At 73.6% G+C, this 24277-nt stretch carries 22 protein-coding genes; 9 read left to right on the top strand and 13 right to left on the bottom strand.

Annotated elements, in window-relative coordinates:
- Positions 1 to 32 precede the first annotated feature (32 nt).
- The 4 genes from ACIQ9P_RS17875 to ACIQ9P_RS17860 all read left to right on the top strand — a co-directional run bounded on the left by ACIQ9P_RS17875 (position 33) and on the right by ACIQ9P_RS17860 (position 4781).
- Positions 33 to 770: a hypothetical protein gene (locus ACIQ9P_RS17875; RefSeq protein ID WP_402356219.1), complete on the top strand. Its 738-nt coding sequence runs from the start codon at positions 33 to 35 to the stop codon at positions 768 to 770.
- Between the two features lie 264 nt (positions 771 to 1034).
- Positions 1035 to 3104 (top strand): hypothetical protein, encoded by a 2070-nt coding sequence (locus ACIQ9P_RS17870; protein WP_402356216.1) that lies wholly within the window; start codon positions 1035 to 1037, stop codon positions 3102 to 3104.
- 5 nt (positions 3105 to 3109) lie between these two features.
- Positions 3110 to 3580, top strand: a complete 471-nt coding sequence (locus ACIQ9P_RS17865) for a hypothetical protein (RefSeq protein ID WP_402356212.1) — start codon at positions 3110 to 3112, stop codon at positions 3578 to 3580.
- Positions 3581 to 3611: 31 nt separating this feature from the next.
- Complete coding sequence (locus tag ACIQ9P_RS17860; RefSeq protein ID WP_402356209.1) at positions 3612 to 4781, top strand: DUF6183 family protein; 1170 nt, start codon at positions 3612 to 3614, stop codon at positions 4779 to 4781.
- 59 nt (positions 4782 to 4840) lie between these two features.
- Here ACIQ9P_RS17860 and ACIQ9P_RS17855 read toward each other — a convergent pair whose 3' ends face one another.
- Positions 4841 to 5356, bottom strand: a complete 516-nt coding sequence (locus ACIQ9P_RS17855; RefSeq protein WP_402356206.1) for a multiprotein-bridging factor 1 family protein — start codon at positions 5354 to 5356, stop codon at positions 4841 to 4843.
- A gap of 382 nt (positions 5357 to 5738) precedes the next feature.
- A complete protein-coding gene (locus ACIQ9P_RS17850) occupies positions 5739 to 6389 on the bottom strand; it encodes a TetR/AcrR family transcriptional regulator (protein ID WP_402356203.1) in 651 nt (216 codons plus the stop codon).
- Positions 6390 to 6483: 94 nt separating this feature from the next.
- Between ACIQ9P_RS17850 and ACIQ9P_RS17845 the strand changes: the two genes are divergently transcribed.
- Entirely contained in the window at positions 6484 to 7926 is a 1443-nt protein-coding gene (locus ACIQ9P_RS17845; RefSeq protein ID WP_402356201.1) for an amidase, read from the top strand.
- Positions 7927 to 8134: 208 nt separating this feature from the next.
- Here ACIQ9P_RS17845 and ACIQ9P_RS17840 read toward each other — a convergent pair whose 3' ends face one another.
- Positions 8135 to 8809 carry a formylglycine-generating enzyme family protein gene (locus tag ACIQ9P_RS17840; RefSeq protein WP_402356198.1) on the bottom strand — a complete coding sequence of 225 codons (675 nt, stop codon included), beginning with the start codon at positions 8807 to 8809 and terminating at the stop codon, positions 8135 to 8137.
- 729 nt (positions 8810 to 9538) lie between these two features.
- On the opposite strand from ACIQ9P_RS17840, the gene ACIQ9P_RS17835 reads away from it, so the two are divergent.
- The 3 genes from ACIQ9P_RS17835 to ACIQ9P_RS17825 are packed head-to-tail and all read left to right on the top strand — an operon-like array spanning position 9539 to position 10832.
- Positions 9539 to 10420 carry a Scr1 family TA system antitoxin-like transcriptional regulator gene (locus ACIQ9P_RS17835; RefSeq protein WP_402356195.1) on the top strand — a complete coding sequence of 294 codons (882 nt, stop codon included), beginning with the start codon at positions 9539 to 9541 and terminating at the stop codon, positions 10418 to 10420.
- Positions 10417 to 10602 carry a DUF397 domain-containing protein gene (locus tag ACIQ9P_RS17830; RefSeq protein WP_402356192.1) on the top strand — a complete coding sequence of 62 codons (186 nt, stop codon included), beginning with the start codon at positions 10417 to 10419 and terminating at the stop codon, positions 10600 to 10602. The genes ACIQ9P_RS17835 and ACIQ9P_RS17830 overlap by 4 nt, the downstream gene beginning before the upstream one ends.
- Entirely contained in the window at positions 10599 to 10832 is a 234-nt protein-coding gene (locus ACIQ9P_RS17825; protein WP_402356189.1) for a DUF397 domain-containing protein, read from the top strand. Before ACIQ9P_RS17830 ends, ACIQ9P_RS17825 begins: the two co-directional genes overlap by 4 nt.
- Before the next feature lie 51 nt (positions 10833 to 10883).
- Here ACIQ9P_RS17825 and ACIQ9P_RS17820 read toward each other — a convergent pair whose 3' ends face one another.
- The 4 genes from ACIQ9P_RS17820 to ACIQ9P_RS17805 form a co-directional block, all read right to left on the bottom strand.
- The gene (locus ACIQ9P_RS17820; protein ID WP_402356186.1) at positions 10884 to 12257 is read right to left on the bottom strand and encodes a S8 family serine peptidase; all 1374 of its coding nucleotides are present in this window, start codon (positions 12255 to 12257) and stop codon (positions 10884 to 10886) included.
- A gap of 229 nt (positions 12258 to 12486) precedes the next feature.
- On the bottom strand, positions 12487 to 13245 hold the full coding sequence (locus ACIQ9P_RS17815) for a beta-ketoacyl-ACP reductase (protein ID WP_402356183.1): 759 nt from the start codon (positions 13243 to 13245) through the stop codon (positions 12487 to 12489).
- A 50-nt stretch (positions 13246 to 13295) separates the two neighbouring features.
- Positions 13296 to 14483, bottom strand: coding sequence for a thiolase family protein (locus ACIQ9P_RS17810; RefSeq protein WP_402356180.1), 1188 nt, complete (start codon positions 14481 to 14483; stop codon positions 13296 to 13298).
- Between the two features lie 69 nt (positions 14484 to 14552).
- Entirely contained in the window at positions 14553 to 15704 is a 1152-nt protein-coding gene (locus tag ACIQ9P_RS17805) for an acyl-CoA dehydrogenase family protein (RefSeq protein ID WP_402356177.1), read from the bottom strand.
- A gap of 240 nt (positions 15705 to 15944) precedes the next feature.
- Between ACIQ9P_RS17805 and ACIQ9P_RS17800 the strand changes: the two genes are divergently transcribed.
- Positions 15945 to 16652 (top strand): TetR/AcrR family transcriptional regulator, encoded by a 708-nt coding sequence (locus ACIQ9P_RS17800; protein WP_402356174.1) that lies wholly within the window; start codon positions 15945 to 15947, stop codon positions 16650 to 16652.
- Here the strand turns inward: ACIQ9P_RS17800 and ACIQ9P_RS17795 are convergent.
- The 6 genes from ACIQ9P_RS17795 to egtA form a co-directional block, all read right to left on the bottom strand.
- Positions 16595 to 17872, bottom strand: coding sequence for a nitric oxide synthase oxygenase (locus ACIQ9P_RS17795; RefSeq protein WP_402356172.1), 1278 nt, complete (start codon positions 17870 to 17872; stop codon positions 16595 to 16597). The genes ACIQ9P_RS17800 and ACIQ9P_RS17795 overlap by 58 nt on opposite strands.
- Before the next feature lie 118 nt (positions 17873 to 17990).
- A complete protein-coding gene (locus ACIQ9P_RS17790; protein WP_402356169.1) occupies positions 17991 to 19436 on the bottom strand; it encodes a sugar porter family MFS transporter in 1446 nt (481 codons plus the stop codon).
- A gap of 144 nt (positions 19437 to 19580) precedes the next feature.
- A complete protein-coding gene (gene egtD, locus ACIQ9P_RS17785) occupies positions 19581 to 20552 on the bottom strand; it encodes an L-histidine N(alpha)-methyltransferase (RefSeq protein ID WP_402356166.1) in 972 nt (323 codons plus the stop codon).
- Positions 20553 to 20615: 63 nt separating this feature from the next.
- Positions 20616 to 21353: an ergothioneine biosynthesis protein EgtC gene (egtC, locus tag ACIQ9P_RS17780; protein WP_402356163.1), complete on the bottom strand. Its 738-nt coding sequence runs from the start codon at positions 21351 to 21353 to the stop codon at positions 20616 to 20618.
- The gene (egtB, locus tag ACIQ9P_RS17775) at positions 21353 to 22771 is read right to left on the bottom strand and encodes an ergothioneine biosynthesis protein EgtB (RefSeq protein ID WP_402356160.1); all 1419 of its coding nucleotides are present in this window, start codon (positions 22769 to 22771) and stop codon (positions 21353 to 21355) included. The genes egtC and egtB overlap by 1 nt, the downstream gene beginning before the upstream one ends.
- Entirely contained in the window at positions 22768 to 24126 is a 1359-nt protein-coding gene (gene egtA, locus ACIQ9P_RS17770) for an ergothioneine biosynthesis glutamate--cysteine ligase EgtA (RefSeq protein WP_402356156.1), read from the bottom strand. Before egtA ends, egtB begins: the two co-directional genes overlap by 4 nt.
- Positions 24127 to 24277 lie beyond the last annotated feature (151 nt).

Here is a 24277-nt window from a genome sequence, read left to right as displayed (position 1 = left end):
CGGTTGTCACACCGGTCTGATGGGATTCCGGTATGACGGACTGGTCGCGACTCAGCCACGCCTATGGCTCCGCGGAAGACATCCCCGCCCTGCTGGACCTGATCGAGGCCGAGCCGAGTGCCGAGCGCTGGAGCGAGCTCTGGTCGGCCCTCTGCCACCAGGGCAGCGTCTACTCGGCCAGCTTCGCCGCTCTTCCCCGGCTGACGGCGATCGCCGTGGCCGCCGCCGGCACCGAGCAGCGGTTGAACGCGGTGCAACTGGCAGCCGCCATCGTGGTGGGGGCGGAGCAAGCGGACGAGGCCGGCGACGTCCTCGCGAAGAACGCCCAGGACATCGCCGTCCTGCTGCGGATGACGAACGAGCACCTGCGGACGACGTCCGACCGCACCGACTACATCTATCTGCTCGAAGCCCTCCTGGCCTTCGAAGGTGTACCCGTCTGGGGCGAGAACCTGGCCTGGGGGCTCGTGAACGGGGAGTACCAGATCTCCTGTCCCGACTGCGAAACCGACCTGTTCATCGCCATCGGTGACGACGGCTGCTTCGCCACGAGCGGCGACTACGCCCTGCACGAGGACGTCGAGAAGGCCCCCTTGCGACCCGCCGAGCCCGGCGACCTGCACGGCATCGGCCGCCGCCTCCACACACTCGCCCTGGGCGACGGCCGGACCGAGGTCGCCACCGCGTTGACCTACGTCTTCGGAGGGGCGCACTGCGTGGACTGCGGGGCGGACTTCGCCGTGGCCGACCGGGTGGGCGATCCCTGCTGACGTCGCGGCGGCGACGACCGCGTGTGGAGCGGGAAGTCGGCCCGGTCGACTTCCCGCTCCGAGCCCTGCTGCGAGCCCCGCTCCGGTCCCGACCACCCACCCGGCCTGGCTCCGGCATCACCCGATCTCGTAGGGTGGCGCCCATGGTGTGGTGACAGGCGCCACACGGGGTACGAAGCAGCAGCAGAACGCCGCTGAGCGGCGGGGCGGGGCGGTGACCTGGAAATGGCGGAGACTACGGCGGTCCCCGGAGGTCCCGACCCCGTGACGGACGTCGGCCCCGGCCCCCAGGACGCCGTACCGCCGAGGCCCGCGCGCAACGCCTACGAGGAGCACCAGCCCGGCCCGGCCGCGCTCTACGAGCCCCCGGCCCCGCTGCCCGCCCCGGTCCCGGTGGCCGAACCGACCCCGCAGCCTGCCCCGGGCCCCGTGCCCGGACCGCCCGCGCCGTCCACCGGATGGACCGTCACCGGTATGCCCGCCATGGGCGCGGCGCCCGTCGTCCCGGCCCCGCCCGGCGCGACGCCGCCGCCGTTCACCGTCCCCGGCGCCACTCCCGCCGCCGCCCCGGGCGCCACCCCCGCGCACGGCCTGCCCGGCATCGGCTCGGCCCTGGGCAGCGGCCCGCGCGGCCGGATCCTGGTCGTCGAGGGCGGCTACGGCACCTCCGGCCGACGCACCTGGGGCCGCGGCGGACCCGCCCAGGCCCCGGTGCTGTCCGCGATGCTCGCCGCCGTCTCCCCGCAGGTGCTGCTGGCCGCCGACACCGTCGACGCCGTGCACCTGCCCGGCGCCAGCGACCCGCACACCGTGCTCGCCCACCTGCGGGCCGCCGCCCGCCACCCCGGACCGCTGCTCGTCCACCTCGGCGGCCACCTGCTCGCCGACAAGCGCGGCGGCCAGCTCCACCTCACCCTGCGCGACTCCAAGCCCGGCAGCATCCGTCAGGACGGCCTCGCCTGGCAGTCGATCGCCGGCGAGCTGCGGCACCGCCCGGCCGAGTGGCAGACCCTGGTCGTCGCCGACCTGAGCGCCGACCAGAACGCCTGGTCGCTGCTCCAGGGCGACCTCGCGTCGTTCAGCGAGGGGCTGCCGCTGTGGGCGGTGGTCAGCCCCGACCCGGACCAGATCGGCACCTTCACCCGCGCCCTGATCGAGGCCCTGCACGGCGGCCGCCCGGGCGGCGAGGCCGTCCTCGCACCGGAACAACTGCGCCAGCAGGTCTACTCGGTGCTCCGCCCGGACGTGATCGTGGTCAGCACGCACGCCCCGGACCGCCCGGTCTTCCGCAACACCGCGCGGCGCGGTGAGGGGTCGCCGACCGACTTCCCCCCGTACGAGGGGCCGAGCCCGGCCGCCGTCCTGCCCCGCCCGGCCGCGCCGGACGAGGTCACCTGGGACGACCGGCCCTGGGGCGAGTCGCCCCGGGACGCCGCCGCCGTCCCGCAGGACGCGGTGCCGGGGCCCCGGCCGGCCGTCACCCTGGACAAGCCGGCCGCCGCTGCCTGGGCCGCGGCCGAACCGGCGCAGCCGGTCGACGGGCCCGTGAACCTGCTCAAGTCCGGCGTGCCACCCACCCCGCCGCCCGCGCCGCACCCGGTCGACCTGCGGAAGCCGGGCGCCTGGCAGCCGCCGGTACCGGAGCCGCAGGCCGTGGTCGAGGTCGTGCCCGAGGTTGTGGTCGTGCCCGAGCCCGAGCCCGAGCCCGAGGTCGTGGTCGAGCTCGTGCCCGAGCCCGCCGAGGAGCCGCAGCCCGCTGTCGCCGAGCCGGTGGCCGTCGAGTCCGCCGCCGAGGACACGGAGGACGCCGAGTCCGCCGAGCCCGCCCCCGCCCCGGCGGATGCCACCCCCGCCCCCGCGCCGGACCGCTCCGAGCCCCGCGCCGACTACCGCGAGGTGATCGGCCGGATCGTCCGCAGCGCCGACGCCGGCGACCACGCGGCCGCCACCGACCTGGCCTTCGCCCTCGAACTGGAGGCGATCGCCGAGCACGGCCCGGTCTCCGCAACGGTCCTCCAGGTCCGTCAGGTCCGCGCCCACGTGTCCCGGCTCGCCGGCCGGACGGCCGAGGCCGCCGGGATCTACCGCGAGGTCGCCCTGACCCTGCTCCGCAGCGAGGGCCCCGAGCACCCGGAGACCCAGCACGCGGCGACCAACGCCGAAGCCTGCTGGCGGGCCGTCAAGGACCGCACCGAGGCGCTCCGCATCGCCCCGGAGATCATCGAACTGCGCGCCTACCTCCCGGGCCCCGGCGGCCGCAAGCTCCGCGCCGCCGAACGCCACCTCGCCACCCTCGCCGCGCCCGCCGCCGCCCCTGCCTCCGACCCCGCCTGACCGGGATGGGCTTCTGGTCGACGTGGCGGGAGAACCGCCGCTCCCTCGACTACTCGCGCCGCTCCGGTGAACGCTGGCCGAAGGCGGACGTCCCGGAGTTCGTCGCGGCCGTCGAGGCGTCGGGCCTCTTCGAGTCGGTGGAGGCGGCTCCGGTCGCCCCGGGTCACGTCGACCTCTACCTGGAGGCGGCCACCGGCCAGTCCTTCGTCGTCATGGTGGCCGACGGCCTCGACTCCTGCCGGGTCATCTGCGACGGGTACGTCTTCGACCGGGTTCCGGCGTGCCTGGTTCTGGAGTTCCTCCGGACCGTCCTGGCCGGCGAGATCGATGTGGAGTTCTCGTCCTCGCGTCGCTGGGTGCGGCTCCGCGTCCCACTGAGCGGCGAGGGTACCTGGCAGGAGTCCCGCTGCTTCGACGACGACCTCGCCCCCTGGGAGGCCCGGGCGATCTCCAGTGCCCGAACCTCCGCACCCTGACGCACAGAAGCCCTCTATAGGCTCGTCCGCTGTGGACGACAACCTGCCGAAGCTCCTGACGACGCCGATGACCGACCGGAACGCCCTGACGCTGGAGCGGCTGGCCCGCCGTCGTCTCAAGCGCGGCGGGGCGGCCTTCGTGGCGGACCTCGGCATCGGGCTGGCACAGCGGCACCGCCCGACGTCGGCCGCGTCCGCCGCCTCGGGAGTGTTCGACGAGCTCTTCGGCCGGCTGGTTCGCCTGCTGGCGGCGACACGCGGCCCCGGCCACGTCGACGAGCTGCTGCGGCTGCTCGCGGCGGGCAGGCCGGACGATCCGGAGCTCGAACGCCACGTGGCCTCGGTACTGGCATCCTGCCAAGCACCGGCCGACCTCGCCGTGGTGTACGACGAGGGGGCCGCCGCTTCGGAGGAGTTGCGCGCCTGCCTGCTCCAGGAGCTGGTGCTCCGGGGAGTCCCGGTGGCGGGGACCCCGGGAATCGCCTCGTGGGCGACCTCCCCGCACTGGCGCGACCACCCGTTGGGCGCGCTGCCGCTGGTAACGGCCGAGCCGGAACGGGAGCCGGATCTGCCGGCCTGGTCGGTCGACGGCAGCAGTTGCGGATTGCCCTACCCGGACCCGGAGGAGCGCCACCCGGCACCCCTCCCGTATGCCGGTCCGGTGACGGCGGTGGAGACGACCGCTGCCGTCACCGCCCGCGCCATGGCCTCGGCGGTGGCGAACTGGGCCGACCACCCGGAGGAGCCGGAGGGCCGCGTCGAGGCGCGGACCTTCGCCTTCGCGGAGCCGCTGGAAGCCGAGGCCGTGCCGGGCGTACTCGTCGCGCTGGGCCTTGACTGCCTGATGGACCTGGGCGACCTCCCGAAGCCCGGCGCGAAGACCGCGTTCGGAGTGGTCGCGGTCGAGCCGGCCGAGGTCTGGCGGATGCTGTTCGCCGCGTCCTCCACCGGGGGAGCCTACGACTCGGCCTGCTACGGCGCCTACGGCCGACTCGGGGCCTGGCACTCCCTCACCGCCCTCGCCGGTATCTCGGCGGACGCCCCGCCGAGCGAGGTGGAGGCCCGCGTCCGGGCCTGCACGTGGTACCGCTTCGGCGCGGACACCCCGTGGTTCCACCGGGTGGTCTGGGACCTGGGCGTCCTGACCGTCTCCCCGGACGGCCGCCACCTGGCGGTCCTCGCCGCCACGACGACCGACTGACCGCCCGCCGGGTAGTCGGAGTGGGAAGTCGGCCGGTCCGACTTCCGGCCGCCTGTCTGCTATTGGCGGCTGTCGGCGTGGAGTCCGGCGATGACTCTGACATCCGCTTCGGACATGCCCAGAACCTTGGCGATCTCCTTGGCGAGAAGGGGGTCCGGGTTGTGAACCCCGCGACGGAGCATATGGATGGTGGACATCGACCGTGCGGTCCCCCTTGCCATGGCCCGCACCGGAATTCCGCGCAGGTCCATCAAGGCGGTGAGCACCCTGCCGAACGGATGCGGTTCCAACTGCCCCGCCGGGGCGGTGGCGGGGCCGAGGACCACGTCGCCGATCTTGGCCTGGAAGCGGACGAGTCGGTCACCCGCAAACCCGACCGTGGCGACGAAAGGCAGGCCCTCGTCACCGCCGGAGTGGGCCGTGCCCGGAACCGACACCTCGGTGAACCTCGAGGGGAAGCCGCGGTGACCACCGGCGATCTCCAGGGGGCGCCCCGGCTCGACATCGGTGATCCGCCAATCGCGGTTCCACCAGGGCAGTTCCTGCAGTACCTCGGTGAAGAAGGGCGGCAGCAAGTGGCCGGGTGCGGGGCGTGGGAAGTACGTGTCATGCAGCTCATGACGCGCTCCTGCGGCCCGGCGCCCGAGTTGGCGCCGGGCCGCAGCGGTCCGACGGCCTCACGCCCCCGACCGGTGGCTCCTGGTTCCCGTCGAATCCACTGCCAGCAGCTCGCCCAAGCGGGCGGTATCGGCGCCGACCAGGGCGTCGAAGAAGCACCGGTCGCGCTCCACCAGTGTTGTGCGGTCGCCGGGTTCGGTCGTAGTAGGCATGATCGTCCCGTCCACTCCGAGGGGGAGCGGCTGCCACGGGTGTGCGACAGCGGCTTCCCCGACGGTATGCCTTGACGTGGGCGTCAAGGCCAGTCCGAACGCCCCGGGCGGTTCGGGCGGTCGGGGGTCAACGGCCCTCTGGGTCCGCCGCCGTGGGCGGTGGAGGGGCGGTGGTGCGCAGGCGTTCGGCGAGGGCGGCGAGGTGGGTGTCGAGGACGGCTCCGGCCTCCGTTGCGGTCAGGTGGCCGATGAGGACGTGACTGGTGAGGCCGTCGGCGAGGGCGAGCAGGGCGCGGGCCTCGTGCTGCGGGTCGGCCGGGCCGTGCTCGGTGGCGGCCTCGTTGATGGCCTCGGTGACGAGGCGGGCGAGGAGGTCGTGGAGGGCCGTGTAGCTGGTTCTCAGTGGGCCGGCGAGTGGTTCGCTGACGGCGGCCTTGGCGACGAACGCGAGCCAGATCCGGGCCTCGGCTCGGTGTTCCTCGCCGAGCAGGGCGATCTCGGTGGCCACGTGCCCGAGGGTGGTGGCGGCCGATCGGGCCGGGTTTCGGGCGAGGCGGGCCCGGGCGCGTTCGGTGATGCGTTCGCCGACGTGGTCGACGGCGAAGAGGAGCATTTCCTCCTTGGTGCGGAAGCAGCGCTGGACGGCGCCCAGGGAGACTTCCGCGCGGGCGGCGACGTCGCGCATGGTCACTCCCTCCGGCCCGTGTTCGTCGGCGAGGAGGCAGACGGCCTCGGCGATCCGGCGGCGTCGGTCCTCGTAGTCCACCTGCTTGGGCATGGTCGGCCTCTCTCTTATTCCGATACGATCGTATCGCTTCCGGAGTATGGTTCCGGCACGAGCACGTCGGCCCGCGGACGGGGAGCACAGGATCATGAAGGACGAGCTGTGGAAGCTGTCGGCCGCCGACCAGGCGGCGGCGGTCCGGGGCGGGGAGGTGTCGGCGGTCGAACTGGTCGACAGTCACCTGGACCGCATCGCCGAGGTCAACCCGCAGGTCAACGCCGTCACCCAACTGCTGGCCGAACGCGCCCGGGAGGCCGCCGCGCGGACGGACGAGCGGCGCGCCTCGGGCGATGAGCTCGGGCCGCTGGCCGGTGTGCCGTTCACGGTGAAGGAGTCCACCCCGATCGAAGGCGTACCGACCACCTTCGGATCGCCGCGCTTCCGCGACCTGGTGGCGCCCGCGGACGCGCTGCCCGTGGCCCGGCTGCGTGCGGCCGGAGCCGTGCCGATCGGGCACAGCAACATGCCCACCCTGGTCCTGGCCGGGATGCACTCCCGCAGCGAGCTGTTCGGCGACACCGTCAACCCGTGGGACCCGCGCCGGACCCCGGGCGGCAGCAGCGGCGGCGACGCGGTGGCCGTGGCCACCGGCATGGCGGCACTCGGACTCGGCAACGACTCCGGCGGATCGGTCCGGGTCCCCGCCTCGTTCTGCGGCGTGGCCGGGCTGAAGCCGACCGCCGGGCGGTTCCCCGCCGACCACCGCGTCATCGGCCCGGACGACCCCGGGCCGGCCTCGCAGACGCTGGTCACCGACGGACCCCTGGCCCGCCGGATCGCCGACCTGCGACTGGCGTACGAGGTGCTGGCCGGTGCCGACCCGCGGGACCCGAGGGCCGTGCCGGTCCCCCTCTACGGCGAGCCGCTGCCGGGGCCGGTCAAGGTCGCGGTCGTCGCCGACCCCGGCGTCCACGGCGTCCACGCCACGGTCGGCCGGGCTGTCGCGGCCGCGGCCGACGCGCTGCGGGACGCCGGGTACGACGTGCGGGAGGTGGCGGACGTGCCGCGGCTGGACGAGGCGTTGGAGGCGTACGGCCGGCTCACCGTGACCGAGTTCGCCCCGGCCTGGCCGGTGGTGCGGACACTGCTCGGCGAGGGCGGGGACCGCTACATCGGGACGGCGATGGAAAGGACCCCGCCCGCGACCGCCGCGGAGTTCATGAAGCTGATGGGGCTCTGGCTGGGCATCCGCCGCTCCTGGGCGGAGTTCCTCGACGAGTACCCGCTGCTGCTCGGACCGGTGTTCACCGAGCCGCCGGTCGAACCGGGTCTGGAGTCGCGCGACCGGGCGGGACACGAACGGGTCGGCGCGGGCATCCGCCTGTGCACGGTGACCAGCTTCGTGGGCGTGCCCGGGGTCGCCGTGCCGACCGGAGTGGCCGACGGGCTGCCGTCGGGCGTGCAGATCGTCGGACGCGCGTTCCGGGAGGACCTCTGCCTGGCCGCCGCCCAGGACGTCGAGGACCGTCTCGGCGTGCTCGCACCGATCGACCCGCGCCCCGAAGTCCGGGCGGCCGCACGTCGGCGGTGAGCACTCGTTCTGCGCCGGGGCGGCTGCCCGACCGCACGCGTCGCGCAGGAGTGGTTCGGTCTCGCCCCGTCGGGACAGCAAGGGCCGACGATGCCCGGCTCCCAGGCCCTCCGGCGCGTCCCTCGCGGACCGCTGGAGGGCTCCACCAGCCCTGTGCCGCGCGGCGAGGAGGGCCCGGCACCATGCCGGCAGGTCGTCCCCGGGGCGATCAGCGCGCCACCGTGCGCGCGACGCGGAATCCCACGTCGTCGACCCGGAACGTCGGGTGGCTGCGGCGCCGGACGGAGGCCCGGCAGCTCCAGTGCTCGTCGAACCAGCCGCCGCCGCGCAGTACCCGGTAGGTGCCGTAGACCTCGGCGTCGTAGAGGTCCCAGCACCACTCCCACACGCTGCCGAGCGTGTCGTGGAAGCCCCACGGATTGGGCCGCTTGCCGCACACCTCCTGGAGGCGCTCCTCCGAGTTGCCCCGGTACCACGCGATCTCGTCGAGGGGGCCGTACCGCGGACCCGTGGTACCGGCGCGGCAGGCGTACTCCCATTCGGCTTCCGTCGGCAGTCTGTACCCGTCCGCGGACGTGTCCCACTCGGCCTCCTCGCCGCCGGCCGGGAAGCGGTAGGCGGGGGAGTAGCCCTCGCGGCGGGACAGCGCGTTGCAGAACCGGACGGCGTCCCACCAGGAAACACCCTCGGCGGGCAGCCGGTCCCCCTGGGCCGCGCCCGGTTGCCGGTCGGCGATCCGGGCGTAGAACGCCTGGGTGACCGGGTGCGCCGCGAGCCGGTAGGGAGCGAGCCCGACCGCCCAGCTGCGCTGCGTGCGCCGGTCTGTCAGGACGACCTCCCCGGCGGGAACGTCGATCATCTCGGGGCCCGCACTTGTGTCCATGGTTCGAGGACGGTACCGGACTCCCCCGGGAGCACGCCCGCGGTCACGAACCCTCGGTGCACACGGTGGCGTGGTCGGCGGCCCACCGGAGAAGCGTTCACGGCGCCCTCCCGAGGACGTCGGCCACCGCGGTGGTGACGTACGCGGGCTGTCCGACCGCCGCGTTCCACGCGGCGAGCAGCATGTCGGCGACCGGGCCGGGCGCCGTGCCCTGCGCGAGGCTCCGGAATTCGCATCGGCATCCAGGCCGGCAGGTCCAGGACGAGCCGGACGGATCTCCAGCCGGATCCGGTTCTGGGCGGCGTCGCGAAGGGGAAGGTGGAGGCCGGCCACACAGTCGCCCGTTCCCCCTGCGGGCCTCTGCCGCAGAGGGAACGAGGACCGTGTGCGGACGCGGAGTGCGGTGGTGCGCGCCCGGCGCGCGGGGGTGGGGGAGGGGTGCGGGGTGGGGGTGCGGCCCGGTTTGCGCCTGGAGTGGGTGCGGGGGTGGGAGGTGCCGGGTTTCGTGTGAAGAGCTTTTGTCGTACGGGAGTTGAGCCGAGAGGGCGAAGGTGGGGCGGTGGGTGGCGGTGGAGCGGAGGGGAGACGCGGGGCTTTGAGGCGTCGAAAGGGATTTCGGGGATTGGGGTGAATCGTCCCTCTCCCGGCCTACGCTGACGGTACGTCCGGCGGGCACGGTGGGTGTCCGCTCATGTGCGGAGCGTGCGACGGAGAGCAGGGGAGGCCGGGATGGCTGAGGTTCGGGGCGGCGGCGAGAGCGGCGACGCGAGGCCGCAGTTGGACGAGGACCTGTCGGAGGTCTCGGACTTCCTGCATGCGATCGGCCAGCAGATCAAGCTCCTGCGGGAGCAGGCGGGGCTGACGCAGAAGCAGTTCGCCAAGGAGGTCGGCTACACCGAGAGCCTGATCGGCTCGGTGGAGCAGGGGAAGCGGACGCCGCAGCGGGAGCTGCTGGAGTCGTCGGAGCGGGTGTTGGACGCCAGGGGGCTGTTGATCGCCGCCGCGGACGACATCGAGAAGGCGAAGGCGAAGGCGCGGGTGCGGCATCCGGAGTGGTTCCGGAACTACGCCGCCCTGGAGGCGGCAGCTCTCGAACACCACGACTGGAGCAACTATCTGGCGCCGGGACTGCTCCAGACGGAGGACTACGCCCGTGCGGTGTTCCGGATGCGACAGCCGTTGTTGGCGGAGGAGAAGGTCGAAGTTCGGGTGGCGGCCCGAATGGCGCGGCAGGAGGTCCTTGCCCGTTGGCCCCGCGCTGTCTTCAGCTGGGTGATCGACGAGAGCGTGCTGAACCGCCGGCTCGGCGGGCCCGAGGTGCACAGGAGGCAGCTCGAACGCTTCCTGGAGGTCGGGGAGACCCGAGGTATGACGCTTCAGATCATGCCAATGGACCGATCCGAGAACGCGGGTATGGATGGTTCGTTCATCCTCATCACGCCCAAGGGACGGCCGCAGACGGGCTATATGGAGGTCCAGAGGAACGGTAGGCTCATCACCGATGCGGAGGAGGTCCGGTTCCTGAACGTTCGATACGGCACCCTCAGAGCGCAGGCGCATTCTCCGCAGGAGTCCCTGTCCTTGATCGAGAAGATGCTAGGAGAGCGATGAGCGGCGATCTGGTGTGGTTCAAGAGCAGCTACAGCGGCGGCGAGGGCGGCGCTTGCGTCGAGATCGCCGAGGCGGCGGAGTCGGTCCTGGTGCGTGATTCGAAGGACAAGTCCGGCCCGCAGCTGGCCTTTTCGCCGACTGCTTGGCGCTCCTTCGTCGAGTTCGCGCAGTCGGTCCGATGAGCGGCGATCGGGTCTGGCTCAAGAGCAGCCACAGCGGTGGCGAGGGCGGGGACTGCGTCGAGGTGTGGTTCAAGAGCAGTTACAGCAGCAACGAGGGTGGCGACTGCGTCGAGGTCGCCGAGTCGGCCGAGTCGGTGCTTGTGCGTGACTCCAAGGACAAGTCCGGCCCCCGCCTTGCCTTCTCCCCGGCCGCCTGGCGCTCCTTCGTCGAGTTCGCGCGGTCGCTCTGACGTGACGGTGCGGCCGCCCGCCTTCCGGCGGACGGCCGCACCTCCGCGGTCCTACCGCCCCGCGAGGGCGTGGACGAAGCGGCCGGCGTCGATGGTGCCGAGGCCGCTGGCCAGGTCGTAGCCCTTGGCGGCCTGGTAGCCGGTCACGGTGTCCCAGGAGTTGTCGCCGGTGGTCACGTCGGTGATGCCGCTCCACTGGTTCGGGAGCAGGTTGAGGCCGTAGAGCCGCCAGTTGAGCTGGCCGAGGCGGTGCCCGGCCAGCTGGTCGGCGAGCGCGACGACGCCGGAGAAGATCGGGGCCGCCTCACTGGTGCCGCCGGTGAGGTGCCAGCCGGCCCGGGTGGGGTCGTAGGACTCGTAGGTCCAGGCGCCGCCGTCGACGGCCGCGCTCATGCTGATGTCCGGGGTGCCGCGGTGGTTGCCGGTGACCTTGGCGACGCCGGTCTGGTACAGCGGCCGGTCGAAGATGCCGGAGACGCCGCCGCCGCCCGCGCCGTAGGCGTCGTGCCAGACCTTGTCGGGCGCGGTGCGCTTGCCCGCGTCGTCCAGGGTCATCTGGGTGCCGCCGATGGAGGTGACCAGCGGGTCGGACGACGGCCAGGAGTTGACCTTGAACGGGTACAGGTCCGAGCCGTTCTCCTTGGCGTCGGTGGCACCGTTGTCGCCCGAGGAGGCGAGCACGGTGACGTCGTGCGCGGCGGCCTCCTTGAAGGCGTAGCGCAGGTCGGTGAGCGACTTGAAGTTGCCCTTGTCGTAGCCGGGGAAGGTGTTCTCGGTGGCGCCGAAGCTCTGCGAGATGACGTCGGCGCGGCCGGAGCGGATGAGCGCCTGCTCGGCGTCCATCATCTCGGGCAGGCCGACGGTGCCCTCGGTCTCGGCGATGCCGGTCTCGACCAGGATGATGTGGGCGTCCGGGGCCACGGCGTGCGCGTACTCGACGTCGAGCGTGGACTCGCCGGCCCAGCCGGTGTGGTCCGGGTTGGTCGGGTCGAAGGGCGGGACGTTGCCCCACTTCATGATCTCGACCTGGGTGTCCGGGATGCCCCACTGCTTGTCGAAGACCTCCAGGTCGTGCTGGATGGTCGGCGAGCCGAAGGAGTCGACGATGACGATGGTGCGGCCCTTGCCGGTGACGCCCTCCTTGTAGAGGGAGTTCAGGTTGTAGGCCTCGCGGTACTGGAGCGGGGAGTAGCAGTGGATGCCGAGCTGGCTGACGCAGTCGGAGGTGGACAGCGGTGCGGTGCGGCCGAGGGCGTTGACGTGGCCGGCGGAGGCGGGCCGGACGTGGACGCCGGCGGCGCTCGGCGCGTCCGTGGTGGTGGCACCTGCGACGACGGAGCCGGTGGAGACGGTGCCGGCCGTCAGGGCGGTGGCCCCTACGGCGAGCAGGGCCAGGGCGCGACGGAGGGTGCGGGGGCTGCCCATGGGACTCCTTGGGACGCTGGGCCCGGCCGGGATCGGTCGGGTCGGTCCGGCCATCCCATCGACTGCCGCATGATCATGCCATAGTCATTTCATATCCCTCGGCATGGTCGTTACCGGCCACCGAAAAAGGTCAAGACCGTCCCAGGTGAAGGTAACCCAGCACCGGGGACGGTCTCCTGACATATCGTCAGATCACGTTTCCGCGTGTCAGTGGTCGGTGGTCGGCGCGTCAGCGTGCCCCGCCGTTGACGTACAGGGTCTGGCCGCTGACGTAGGAGGCCTCCTCGCTCGCCAGGAAGGCGACCACCGAGGCGACCTCCTCCGGCTGCCCGACCCGCCGCAGCGGGGTGCGGGCGGACACCTCGGCCTGGTGGTCCTCGGCGGTCGAACCGACCCGCTCGGCCGTCGCGGCGGTCATCGGGGTGGCGATGTAGCCGGGGGCGACGGCGTTCACATTGATGTTGAACGGGCCCAGCTCGATCGCCAGCGTCGCGGTCAGGCCCTGGATGCCGGCCTTGGCGGCGGCGTAGTTGGCCTGGCCCCGGTTGCCCAGCGCGGAGCGCGAGCTGAGCGAGACGATCTTGCCCCACTTCTGCGCCACCATGTACTTCTGCGCCACGTGGCTGCAGTTGTAGGCGCTCGTCAGGTTGACCGTCAGGACGGCGTCCCAGTCGGCCTTGGGCATCTTGAAGAACAGGTTGTCCCGGGTGATGCCCGCGTTGTTGATCAGGATGTGCAGACCGCCGAGGTCCTCGGCGATCCGGGCGAACACCGCTTCCACGGCGTCGTAGTCGGCCACGTCGCAGCCGTACGCCCGGGCCGTGCCGCCCTTGGCGGTGATCGCCTCGGCGGTGTCGGCCGCCCGTTCGGCCGAGAGGTCGACGACGGCCACCGTCGCGCCCTCCTCTGCCAGCAGGCGCGCCGTCGCGGCGCCGATCCCCTGCGCGCCGCCGGTGACGACGGCGACCCTGCCTGCGAAACGCGTCATGGTGCTGCTCCTCGGAAAGTCGGGAGTGGAGAGGGAGGGGAAGGAAGCCGTCAGGCGGACTCGACCAGCACCGCGGTGCCCTGGCCGACGCCCACGCACATGGTGGCGAGGCCGCGGCGGCCGCCGGTACGGCGCATCCGGTGCAGCAGGGTGGTGAGGATCCGGGCGCCGGAGCCGCCGAGCGGGTGGCCGAGCGCGATCGCGCCGCCGGTCGGGTTGACCAGCTCGGGGTCGATCCCCAGCTGGTCGACGGAGGCCAGCACCTGCGCCGCGAACGCCTCGTTCAGCTCGGCCTCCGCCACGTCCGCCAGCGTCCAGCCGGCCCGGGCGAGCACCTTGCGGGTGGCCGGGACCGGACCGATGCCCATCACGTCCGGGTGCACGCCCGCCGAGGCCCCGGCCACGTACCGGCCGAGCGGCTCCAGCCCGAGGTCGCCGAGCGCCTCCTCGCTGACCAGGACGAGCCCGGCCGCGCCGTCGTTCATCGGCGAGGCGTTGCCCGCCGTCACCGTGCCGTCGGGGCGGAAGGCGGGCTTGAGCCGGGCGAGCTTCTCCAGGCTGGTGTCCTCGCGGATCGACTCGTCCTGGTCGACGGTCACCCCGTCGGCCCGCTCGACCGGGATCAGCTCGGCGTCGAACCGGCCGTCCTTGCGCGCGGCGGCGGCCAGCCGGTGGCTGCGCAGCGCGAAGGCGTCCTGCCGCTCCCGGGTGATGCCGTACCGGCCGGCCACCTCCTCGGCGGTCTCGCCCATCGAGAGCACGCCGTGGAGTTCGGCCATCCGCGGGTTGGTGAGCCGCCAGCCGAGCCGGGTGTCGAAGGTCTCGATCCGGTGCGGCAGCGCCTCGTCGGGGCGGGGCAGGACGAACGGGGCGCGGGTCATCGACTCGCAGCCGCCGGCCAGCACCACGTCCGCCTCGCCGGAGCCGATCGCCCGGGCGGCCATGGTGACCGCCTCCAGGCCGGAGGCGCAGAGCCGGTTGACGGTGGCGCCGGGCACGCTGTCGGGGAGGCCGGCGAGCAGGACGGCCATCCGGGCCGCGTTGCGGTTGTCCTCGCCGGCCTGGTTGGCGGCGCCCCAGTAGACGTCGTCGATCCGGGCCGGGTCGAGGGCGGGCAGGTCGGCGAGCAGGGCGCGCAGCACGGTGGCCGAGAGGTCGTCCGGGCGGACCGCGGCGAACGCTCCGCGCAGCCGGCCGATGGGTGTGCGGCGGGCCGCGGCGAAGTAGACGGGACGCACGACGGCGGATCTCCTTCTGGGAGGGGGTGAGGGTGTGGTGCCCCGGCCGGAGGGGTGCTCCGACGGAGGTCAGAAGGCGTTGACGCCGGTGAGCGCGCGCCCGATGAGCAGTTGGTGGATCTGGCTGGTGCCCTCGTAGAGGGTCATCACCCGCGCGTCGCGCAGGTACTTGCCGACGGGGTACTCGTCGATGAAGCCGTAGCCGCCGAAGACCTGGAGCGCGTTGTTGGCGGCCCGCACCGCCGCCTCACTGGCGAAGAGCTTGGCGACGGAGGACTCGGTGGCGAACGGCAGGCCGCGGTCGATGTGGTCGGCGACCTTCCAGGTGAGCAGCCGGGCGGCCTCGACGTCCACGGCGATCCCGGCGAGCAGCTGCTGCACCAGCTGGTGCGAGGCGATCGGCGCGCCGAACTGCTCGCGCTCGCCGGCGTACCGGACGGCGGCGTCGAGGCAGGCCCGGGCGATGCCGACGCAGCCGGCGGCGACGGACATCCGGCCCTTGGCGAGGGCGGCCATCGCGACGGTGAAGCCCTTGCCGACCTCGCCGAGCCGGGCGCTGTCGGGCACCCGGACGGCGTCGAAGGAGAGTTCGGCGGTGGCCTGCCCGCGCAGGCCGAGCTTGCCGTGGATCTCGGTCCGGGTGAAGCCGGGCAGCTCGGTGGGGACGAGGAAGGCGGTGATGCCGCGGTGGCCCGGCTCGCCGGTGCGGGCGAAGACGAGGGCGACGTCGGCCCAGGTGCCGTTGGTGATGAAGGTCTTGGTGCCGCTGAGCAGCCAGTGGCCGTCGCCGTCGCGGACGGCCCGGGTGGTGAGGTTGGCCGCGTCGGAGCCGGTGCCGGGCTCGGTGAGGGCGAAGCAGCCGAGCGCCTCGCCGGAGGTGAGCCGGGGCAGCCAGTGCCGCTTCTGCTCCTCGGTGCCGAAGGCGTTGACGGACTTGGCGACCAGGCCGAGCGAGACGGAGACGATGCCGCGCACGGCCGAGTCGCCCCGGCCCAGCTCCTCCAGCACCAGGCAGTAGGCGAGGTGGTCGCCGCCGCTGCCGCCGTACTCCTCGGGGAGGGTCAGCCCGAGGAAGCCGAGCTTGCCGAGGCGGCCGACGATCGCGCGGTCCACCGATTCGGCGCGGTCCCAGGCGGCGGCGTGCGGGACGATCTCGCGGTCCGTGAAGGAGGCCGCGAGGTCGCGGACGGCGGCCTGTTCCTCGGAGAGCTCAAGATCCATGGTGAGCGACCCATCCGGTTAAACTAGCGCTGCAAGTTTTACCGGGACTGTAGCCCCGGGCGGGGCCTCCTGGGAAGGGGGACCTGCCAGAATCGGGCCCGCCCGGTACCGGTCCCACCCGACCGGACGCACCGACCCGCGCCGACCGGACCGCAGACCCGCCCGACCGCACCCCGCCCGACCGCACATCCGCACACCCGCCCGACCGCACCCCGCCCACCCATCGGAGGAGCCGCGCCGATGCCCCGCCCGCGCACCCCCCTGCTCAACCGCGAGCGCATCGTCGCCGCCGCCCTGCGGCTGGTCGACGAGGAGGGCCTGACCGCGCTCTCCACCCGCCGCCTGGCCGGCGAGCTCTCGGTGAGCGGGCCGTCCCTCTACAACCACTTCGCCACCAAGGACGAGCTGCTGGACGCGGTCGTGGACGGGGTGATCGGGGAAGTCGACCTGTCGATGTTCGGCGCCGGCGCGCCCTGGCCGGAGGCTCTGCGGGACTGGGCCCGCTCGTACCGGGCCGCGCTCGCCGCCCACCCCAACATCGTCCCGGTCCTGGCCCAGGGCCCCGGGCGCCGGCCGAACGCGCTGCGGCTGGCCGACGCCGTCTTCGGCTGCCTGGTCGAGGCGGGCTGGCCGCGCGGGCAGGCGACCAGGATCGGCGCGCTGATGCGCTACTTCGTGACCGGCTCCGCCCTGGCCTCCTTCGCGGCTGGCTTCCCGGAGGACGCCGGGCTGTACGACGCGGCCGACTACCCCCACCTCGGCGAGGCGCACCGGCTGGCCGAGCACCGGGCGGCCGTGGACGAGGGCGCCTTCGAGACCGGACTGGAGGCGCTGCTCGACGGGCTGGCGCTGCGCTTCGAACGCCTGGCGCAGGACTCCGGGCCCGGCCCTCACCAGGGCTCGCGGACCACGAACGCCGGTCGCAGCTCGGGGTCCACCGGGTCGTAGTACCGGTGGTAGACGGGCGTCAGCCCGCCGGAGACCGGCGGCACGATCCAGCTCCAGTCGGCGGGCGTCGGCCGCCCGAGCCGCTTCTCCTGCGCGATGTGCTTGAGGAAGCGCTCCGACTCGGTGTGGTGGTCGGCCATGGTCACCCCGGCCTCCTGGAAGGAGTGCAGCACCGCGATGTTCAGCTCCACCAGCGCGCGGTCCCGCCAGAGCGTGCGCTCGTGCGAGGTGTCCAGGCCGAGCCGCTCGGCGACGGTGGCCAGCATCGCGTAGCGGTCGGCGTCGGCCAGGTTGCGGGCGCCGATCTCGGTGCCCATGTACCAGCCGTTGAACGGCGCGGTCGGGTAGCGGACGCCGCCGATCTCCAGCGTCATGTCACTGATCGCGGGCACCGCGTACCAGCGCAGGCCGAGCTCGGCGAACCACGGGTGCTCGGGGTGCGAGAGCCGGACCTCCAGGGTGGTGCCGTCCGGGAGTTCGTACCATTCGGGCCGCTCGCCGGGCCGTTCCTGGACGAGCAGCGGCAGCACCTCGAAGGGTTCCTCGCCGCACTTCCAGCCGAGGTCGCGGGCCCGGGCGGCGAGCTGCGCGCCGGCCGGGTCGCCGGTCCAGCCGCCGTCCGGGCCGGGGTGTCCGGCGTAGCGGATCAGCTGCTGGTTGACGATCCGGGCGGCCGGACGGCCCGGCCGGTCGGGGGCGAACACCGAGATCACGGGGCGGATCCGCCCGCCGTTGGTGGCGGTGCGCAGGTGCTCGAAGCACTCGGCGGCGATGTCGTCGGCGGAGGAGAGGTGGCGCAGGTCGCGCACGACCAGGCTGCGCCAGTACAGCCGGCCGATGCAGCGGGCGGCGTTGCGCCAGGCGAGCCGGGCGCCGTGGGCGAGTTCGGCGGGGGTGTGCTCGTAGGTGCCGGTGCGGTCGATCTCGTCGAGCACGGCGCGGACCCGGGCGGCGACGTCGCCGGCGGCGGGTTGCTCGCGGTGGAACTGCCGGACGAAGTCGGCCGCCTGCCGGGGGTCGGTGAAGTGCTCGTCGGCGGTCGGCCCCGGGGCGGCGGCGCCGGGGGGCTCCTCCGGCACCAGGTGGCCGTGGACGTGGCCGTGCGAGTAGGGGCAGGCGCCGACGGGCGCGGCGGTGGCGCGGCGCGGACCGCGGTCGGTCCGGTCCGTTCGGTCGCCGCGGGTGCTGCGGGTGCGTAGCCGGTCGAAGATCAAGGACATCCCTCCTGCCGGCAAGGAAACCGGAGGTGCCCGCCCCGCCGCAGAGAGTGAACGATTCGGCCCCCGCTCCCGGCGCTCTCGCGCTAGGGTGCGGGGGCCGGGGGCCCGCCAGGGGGCCTCAGCCCATGTCCTCCAGCCGGACGCCCTTGGTCTCCTTCACGAACCTCGCCACGAAGACGAGCGACAGCGCCGCGAACACCGCGTACGCGAGGTAGGTCGCGGAGAGGCTCCAGCGCGAGAGCGCCGGGAACGAGACGGTGATCGCCCAGTTGGCGATCCACTGCGCGGAGGCGGCGACCGAGAGCGCGGCGGCGCGGATCCGGTTGGGGAACATCTCGCCGAGCATCACCCAGACCACCACGCCCCAGGACAGCGCGAAGAACAGCACGAAGGCGTTGGCGGCGATCAGCGCCACGGTGCCCTGGAGGTCGGGCAGGGTGACGTCGTCCCCGCTGCCGGTGGCGGAGGAGAACGCCCAGGCGCAGGCGCCCAGGGCGACGGCCATGCCGGCCGAGCCGATCAGGGCGAGCGGCTTGCGGCCGATCCGGTCGACCAGCAGGATCGCGATCACGGTGCCGAGGATGTTGATGACCGAGCCGATGAAGCTGATCAGCAGCGAGTCGGACTGGTCGATGCCGACGGACTGCCAGAGGATCGACGAGTAGTAGAAGATCACGTTGATGCCGACGAGCTGCTGGAAGACCGACAGGCCGATGCCGACCCAGACGATCGGCAGCAGGCCGAACCGGCCGCCGAGCAGGTCGCGGAAGCGCGGCCGGTGGTCGGAGTCGATCAGGCCGCGGATCTCGGCGATCCGGGCCTCGGTGTCGGAGTTCCGGCCCTCGATGTCGGCGAGCACGGCGCGGGCCTCGTCGAGGCGGTCGGCGGCGATCAGGAAGCGCGGCGACTCGGGGATGGTCGAGGCCAGCACGAAGTAGACGGCGGCCGGCACGACGCAGATGCCGAGCATCCACTGCCATGCCTCCAGGCCGAGCAGGTGGCCGCGGGTGTCGCCGCCGGCGGCGTCCGCCAGCAGCCAGTTGACCAGCTGCGAGATCGCGATGCCGAGCACGATCGCGGCCTGCTGGAACGAGGCGAGCCGGCCCCGGTACTCGGTCGGCGCCACCTCGGCGATGTAGGTCGGGGCGATGACCGAGGCGATGCCGATGGCCGCTCCGCCGAGGATCCGCCAGCAGGCGAGGTCCCAGGCGGAGAACGGCAGCATCGAACCGATCGCGCTGACCGCGAAGAGCAGCGCCCCTGCCTTCATCACGGTGATCCGGCCGTAGCGGTCGGCGAACCGGCCGGCCAGGGCGGCGCCGACGGCCGAGCCCAGCAGCGCGGAGGAGACGATCAGGCCGGTCACGCCGTCGCCGACGCCGAACTTCTCCTGGATGCCGGAGACGGCGCCGTTGATCACGGAGCTGTCGTAGCCGAACAGGAAGCCGCCGAGGGCCGCGGCGGCGGTGATGAAGACGACGAAGCCGAGCCGGCCGGACGGTGCCGGCCCGGTCTCCGCCCCCGAGGGCCCCGAGGGCTCCACGGACTGCTGGGTGACGCTCACGATCTTGACTCCTGTACTCAACGCTGAGCTTGGTAGCCGAGATCGTAACCCCTCAATGTTCAAGTGTTGTAGGCGGGATGCCGCCCAAGTGCCTCCACTGATTAGTAAGGTGAACTATCAAATGAGGGGTGCAGCTGAACCCGATCAGGCCGGCCGGGCCAGCGACAGGCCGAACCGCTCCCGGTCGTCCGTCCACCAGGCCGAGAGCCGCAGTCCGGCCGCGGCCAGCTCCTCGGCCACCCGCTCCCGGCGGAACTTCGCCGACACCTCGGTGCGCAGCTCCTCGCCCTCCTCGAAGTGCACCGGCAGGTCCAGCGCCGGGATCTTCACGGTCTGGTCGGTCAGCGAGCGCAGCCGCATCTCGATCCACTCCCGCTCCGGGTCCCAGAGCGCCACGTGCGCGAACGAGTCCGGCTCGAAGTCGGCGGACAGCTCGCGGTTCAGCACGTTGAGCACGTTCCGGTTGAACTCCGCGGTCACCCCGGCCGCGTCGTCGTAGGCGGCGACCAGTACCGCCGGGTCCTTGACCAGGTCGGTGCCGAGCAGCAGGAAGTCGCCGGGGTCGAGCGCCTCCCGCAGCCCGCGCAGGAAGGCGGCCCGCTCCGGCGGCAGCAGGTTGCCGAGGGTGCCGCCGAGGAAGGCGACCAGGCGGGGGCCGCCGGCCGGCGGCAGGTCGAGCCGGGCCGTGAAGTCGGCCAGTACGCCGTGCACCGCGAGGCCCGGGTACTCCTCGGCGAGGGCCTCCCCGGCCGAGGTCAGCGCGCTCTCGCTGACGTCCACCGGCACGTACGTCCCCAGCGTGCCCAGGTCGCGCAGCGCGTCCAGGAGCAGCCGGGTCTTCTCGGAGGAGCCCGAGCCGAGCTCGACCAGGGTGCGGGCCCGGGTGGCGGCGGCGATCTCGCCGGCCCGGGCGGCGAGGATGGCCCGCTCGGCGCGGGTCGGGTAGTACTCGGGCAGCCGGGTGATCTCCTCGAACAGCTCGCTGCCCCGCGCGTCGTAGAACCACTTGGGCGGCAGCGTCTTGGGCTCGGCGGTCAGGCCGGAGTGGACGTCGTGCCGCAGCGCCGTGCTGAAGTGGTCGGCGGGCAGCAGTCGGGTGAGATCAAAGGTGCTCATGACAGGCGGATCCTCTGTTCAGGAAGTGAAGATATCGACCGGAGGCGCGGTGCTTCAGAGCGCTCAGAGCGGCTTGACGGTCACCCCGTCCGGCCCGGCCAGCAGCAGCGACCGGTCCGGCACGGTGGTCCAGCCGGGGTGGTCGTCGGAGGGCTCCGAGGCCACCAGTACCCCGAGGCCCGGCACGGTCCGGTGGTGCAGGGTGTCTCCCCACGCGGTGGCGGCGATCTCCCGGCCGTCGGTGAGCAGCAGGTTCATCCGGCCGGTGGTGTGCGCGGCCGCGTCCGCGACCGTGCCGGCCAGCGCGTCGCCCAGTCCGGCGCCCGCGCGCAGCCGGTGCAGGGCGAGCGCCCACAGCAGGGCCGAGTCGGTGCGGGCCACCAGGCCGAGCAGTTCGGCCGGCGGCAGCAGGGCGGCCAGCGTGCCCGCCTGCTCCGGCCAGCCGGTCAGCGCCCCGTTGTGGCTGAACAGCCAGCGCCCGGCGGCGAACGGCGCGGCGGCCTCCTCGCCGGCCGCGCAGCCCTCGGTGGCCGAGCGGACCGCCGCCAGCAGCGCCCGGGTGCGCAGGACCCGGGCGAGGTCGCCGAACGAGGCGTCCGCCCAGATCGGCCCGGCCCGCCGGTAGCGGGCGGGCACCTCGTCGCCGTCCGCGTACCAGCCGAGGCCGAAGCCGTCCACGTTGACGGTGCCGTACTGCTGGAGCCGCGGGGCCCAGGACTGCCGGTGGAGGCCGAACGGCGGCTCCACCAGCAGCGCCCGGGGCGACACCGGCTCGCCGACGTAGGCGAGGTGGCGGCACATCAGCCGGCCTCCCGGACGGGGGAGGGGCGGTCGGCGGTGTCCGTGACGTCGGCGGCGGTGCGGAACCCGGCGAAGATCTGCCGCCGGACCGGGTAGTCCCAGTTGCGGAAGGTGCCCCGGCAGGCGACCGGCGCCACCGCGAAGCAGCCGCCGCGCAGCACCTTGTACTCGGGCCCGAAGAACACCTCCGAGTACTCCCGGTACGGCCAGGCCCGGAAGCCCGGGTACGGCCGGAAGTCGCTGGCCGTCCACTCCCACACGTCACCCATCAACTGCCCCGCGCCGTACGGGGACCGGCCCTCCGGGTAGCTGCCGGCCGGAGCCGGGCGCAGGTGCCGCTGGCCCAGGTTGGCGTGCTCGGGGCCGGGGGCGCCGTCGCCCCACGGGTAGCGGCGCGAGCGGCCGGTGGCCGGGTCGTGCCGGGCGGCCTTCTCCCACTCCGCCTCGGTCGGCAGCCGGCGCCCGGCCCAGCGGGCGTAGGCGTCCGCCTCGTACCAACTGACGTGCAGCACCGGCTCGTCGAGCGGGACGGGCTCCAGCACGCCGAACCGGCGGCGCAGCCACTGGCCGTCCTCCCGCCGCCAGAACAGCGGCGCGGTCAGGTCGGCGTCGCGCCGGTGCGCCCAGCCCTCGGGGGTCCACCAGTGCGGCTCGTCGTAGCCGCCGTCCTCGACGAACCGCAGATAGGCGCCGTTGGTGACCGGGGCGGTGTCCAGCCGGTAGGCGGGCAGGTCGACGCGGTGGGCCGGGCGTTCGTTGTCCAGCGCCCAGGGTTCGGTGTCGGTGCCCATGGTGAACGGGCCGGCCGGGACGAGCACTTCGGCGGGCAGCGCGGCGGCGTCGGCCGGGGCGGGCGGCGGCGGGGGAGCGGCCAGCACGGGTTGGCCCGGCCGCAGCTGATGGGTGATCAGCATCGTTTCGTCGTGCTGCTGTTCGTGCTGGGCGATCATCCCGAAGGCGAATCCGGCGTCGAGCAGCGGCGCCCCCTCCAGCGGGCTGGCGGCGAGCAGGTCGAGCACTCGGCCGCGCACCTCGCCGGCGTAGGCGCGGGCCTCCCCGGGCGGCAGCAGCGGCAGGGTGGGGCGCTCGGAGCGCGGGTGCTCGAAGGCGTCGTAGAGCGGGTCGATCTCGGGGTGCATCGGGTCGCGGCCGCCGATGTTGCGCAGCAGCCAGAGCTCCTCCTGGTTGCCGATGTGGGCGAGGTCCCAGACCAGCGGCGACATCAGCGGGGAGTGCTGGGCGGTGAGGTCGTGGTCCTCGACGCAGTCGGTGAGCGCGGCGGTGCGGGCACGGGCGGCCAGCAGTTCGGCGGCGATGCTCTCCCGCAGCGCCTCGGGCGTCCGTGCCTCCGGGGAGAGGGGCGGCGCCACCGGGAGGTTCTCGCGGGCGCTGCGGTCGGCGCGGGTGTCGTCGATCATGGTGCGGCCTCCTCCGGGAGTGTGCGGCGGGTGCCGGAGCGCAGGGCGTCCAGCTGGTCGTCGGCCGGGCAGCGGCCGCGCGCGGGGTAGCGCTCGGCGAAAGCGGCGACGGTGGCGCGCAGCCGCTCGGCGCCGGGCAGGCGGCCCAGCGCGGCGTCGGCGGCGGCGAAGCAGGAGAGGGCGGCGCGGCGCAGCTGGGGGTCGGCCGTGGCCAGGCCCGCCGCCCGGCGCCAGACGTCGCTGCGCGGCGCGCGCGGTCCGGCGGTGCCCGGCGGCTCCAGCGGCTCCAGGGCGGCGAGCGCGGTGTCCGCGGCGACCGGGTCGTCCAGCAGCGCGGTGACCAGGGCGGCGGGGACGATCCAGCCGTCCCCGGGCTGGGCGTCGATCATCCGCAGCTCCAGGTGGCCGCGCGGGCGGACCGGCGGGAACAGCGTGGTGCGGTGGTAGTCGAGGTCGGCCAGGGTGGGCGGCCGCTCGCCGCCGCCGCGCAGCCAGTCGAGGAAGGTCAGTCCGCCGGGCGCGGTCCAGGGCAGGCCGTCGCGGCGGCGCACGCAGAGCAGCTGGGCGTCCAGCACGTACCCGGTCCAGGCTTCGCGCGGGTCACCGTGGTCGGGCGCGGGGGCCAGGGTGCGGGAGGGGTCCATCCGGGACCAGACGGTCTGCCGGGTGGACCGGTGCCCGGTGGGGCGGCCGTCCAGCAGCGGCGAGTTGGCGAAGGCGGCGACCAGCACCGGGCCGAGCCGGTGGGCGAGGCGCCAGCGGCGCTCCAGCGCGTGCGGGCCGCTCTCCGCCCCGGCGTCCAGGCAGACCTGGAGCGAGGCGGTGCCGGTCATCATGATCCGGCCCCAGGGGCCGGCCGCGTCGAAGTGGCGCTCCATCGCGAGATAGCGCGGGTGGTCCAGCACCATCCGGCGGGGTCGGGCCACGGGGTCGGTGCCGGTGCCGGTGAGACGCAGGCCCTGGGCGGCGAAGGCGGTCCGCAGGGCGGCGAGGTCGCGCCGGGTGTCGGCGACGCAGCCGGTGAGGCTGTCGGCGGGCGGGGAGCTGAGCTCTACCTGACCACCGGGTTCGAGGGTGAGGCGGGCACCGGACGGGAGCGAGGTCCCGTCGGGGCCGCCGAGCGGCAGTGCGTCCAGTGCGGCGTGCAGCCGTTCCGGGGGGACGGGTTCGTCGGGACATCGGTCGTCGTGGACGAACCATTCGAGCTCGACGCCGACCAGCCGGGGCGGGCCGATCTTGAAGCAGACGCCGGTCATGTGGTTGCGGGCGGCGGATTCGGTGAGCGGGGTCACCGAATCGGCGGGAGGTCCCGCGTTCTGCCGGTCGGTCGGACCGGTCGGGCGGAGGGGTATCACCGGACTCACCATCCTCGGGGCACGGGTGCGGCCCGGACTACCTTGCCCAGTCTGCTACGGACCATGCGGAGATGCCGCGCAAACATCTGGTGAAGGACTGTTCGCGCAGGTCAGGGTCGGTGCGAACGGGTGAATCGGGTGATTTCGGCGA

The sequence above is a fragment of the Kitasatospora sp. NPDC094019 genome, from assembly GCF_044764505.1.
In the GTDB taxonomy this organism is placed as follows: domain Bacteria; phylum Actinomycetota; class Actinomycetes; order Streptomycetales; family Streptomycetaceae; genus Kitasatospora.
Note: the sequence above shows the minus strand (reverse complement) of the source record. Positions and strands in the feature narration are given on the sequence as shown.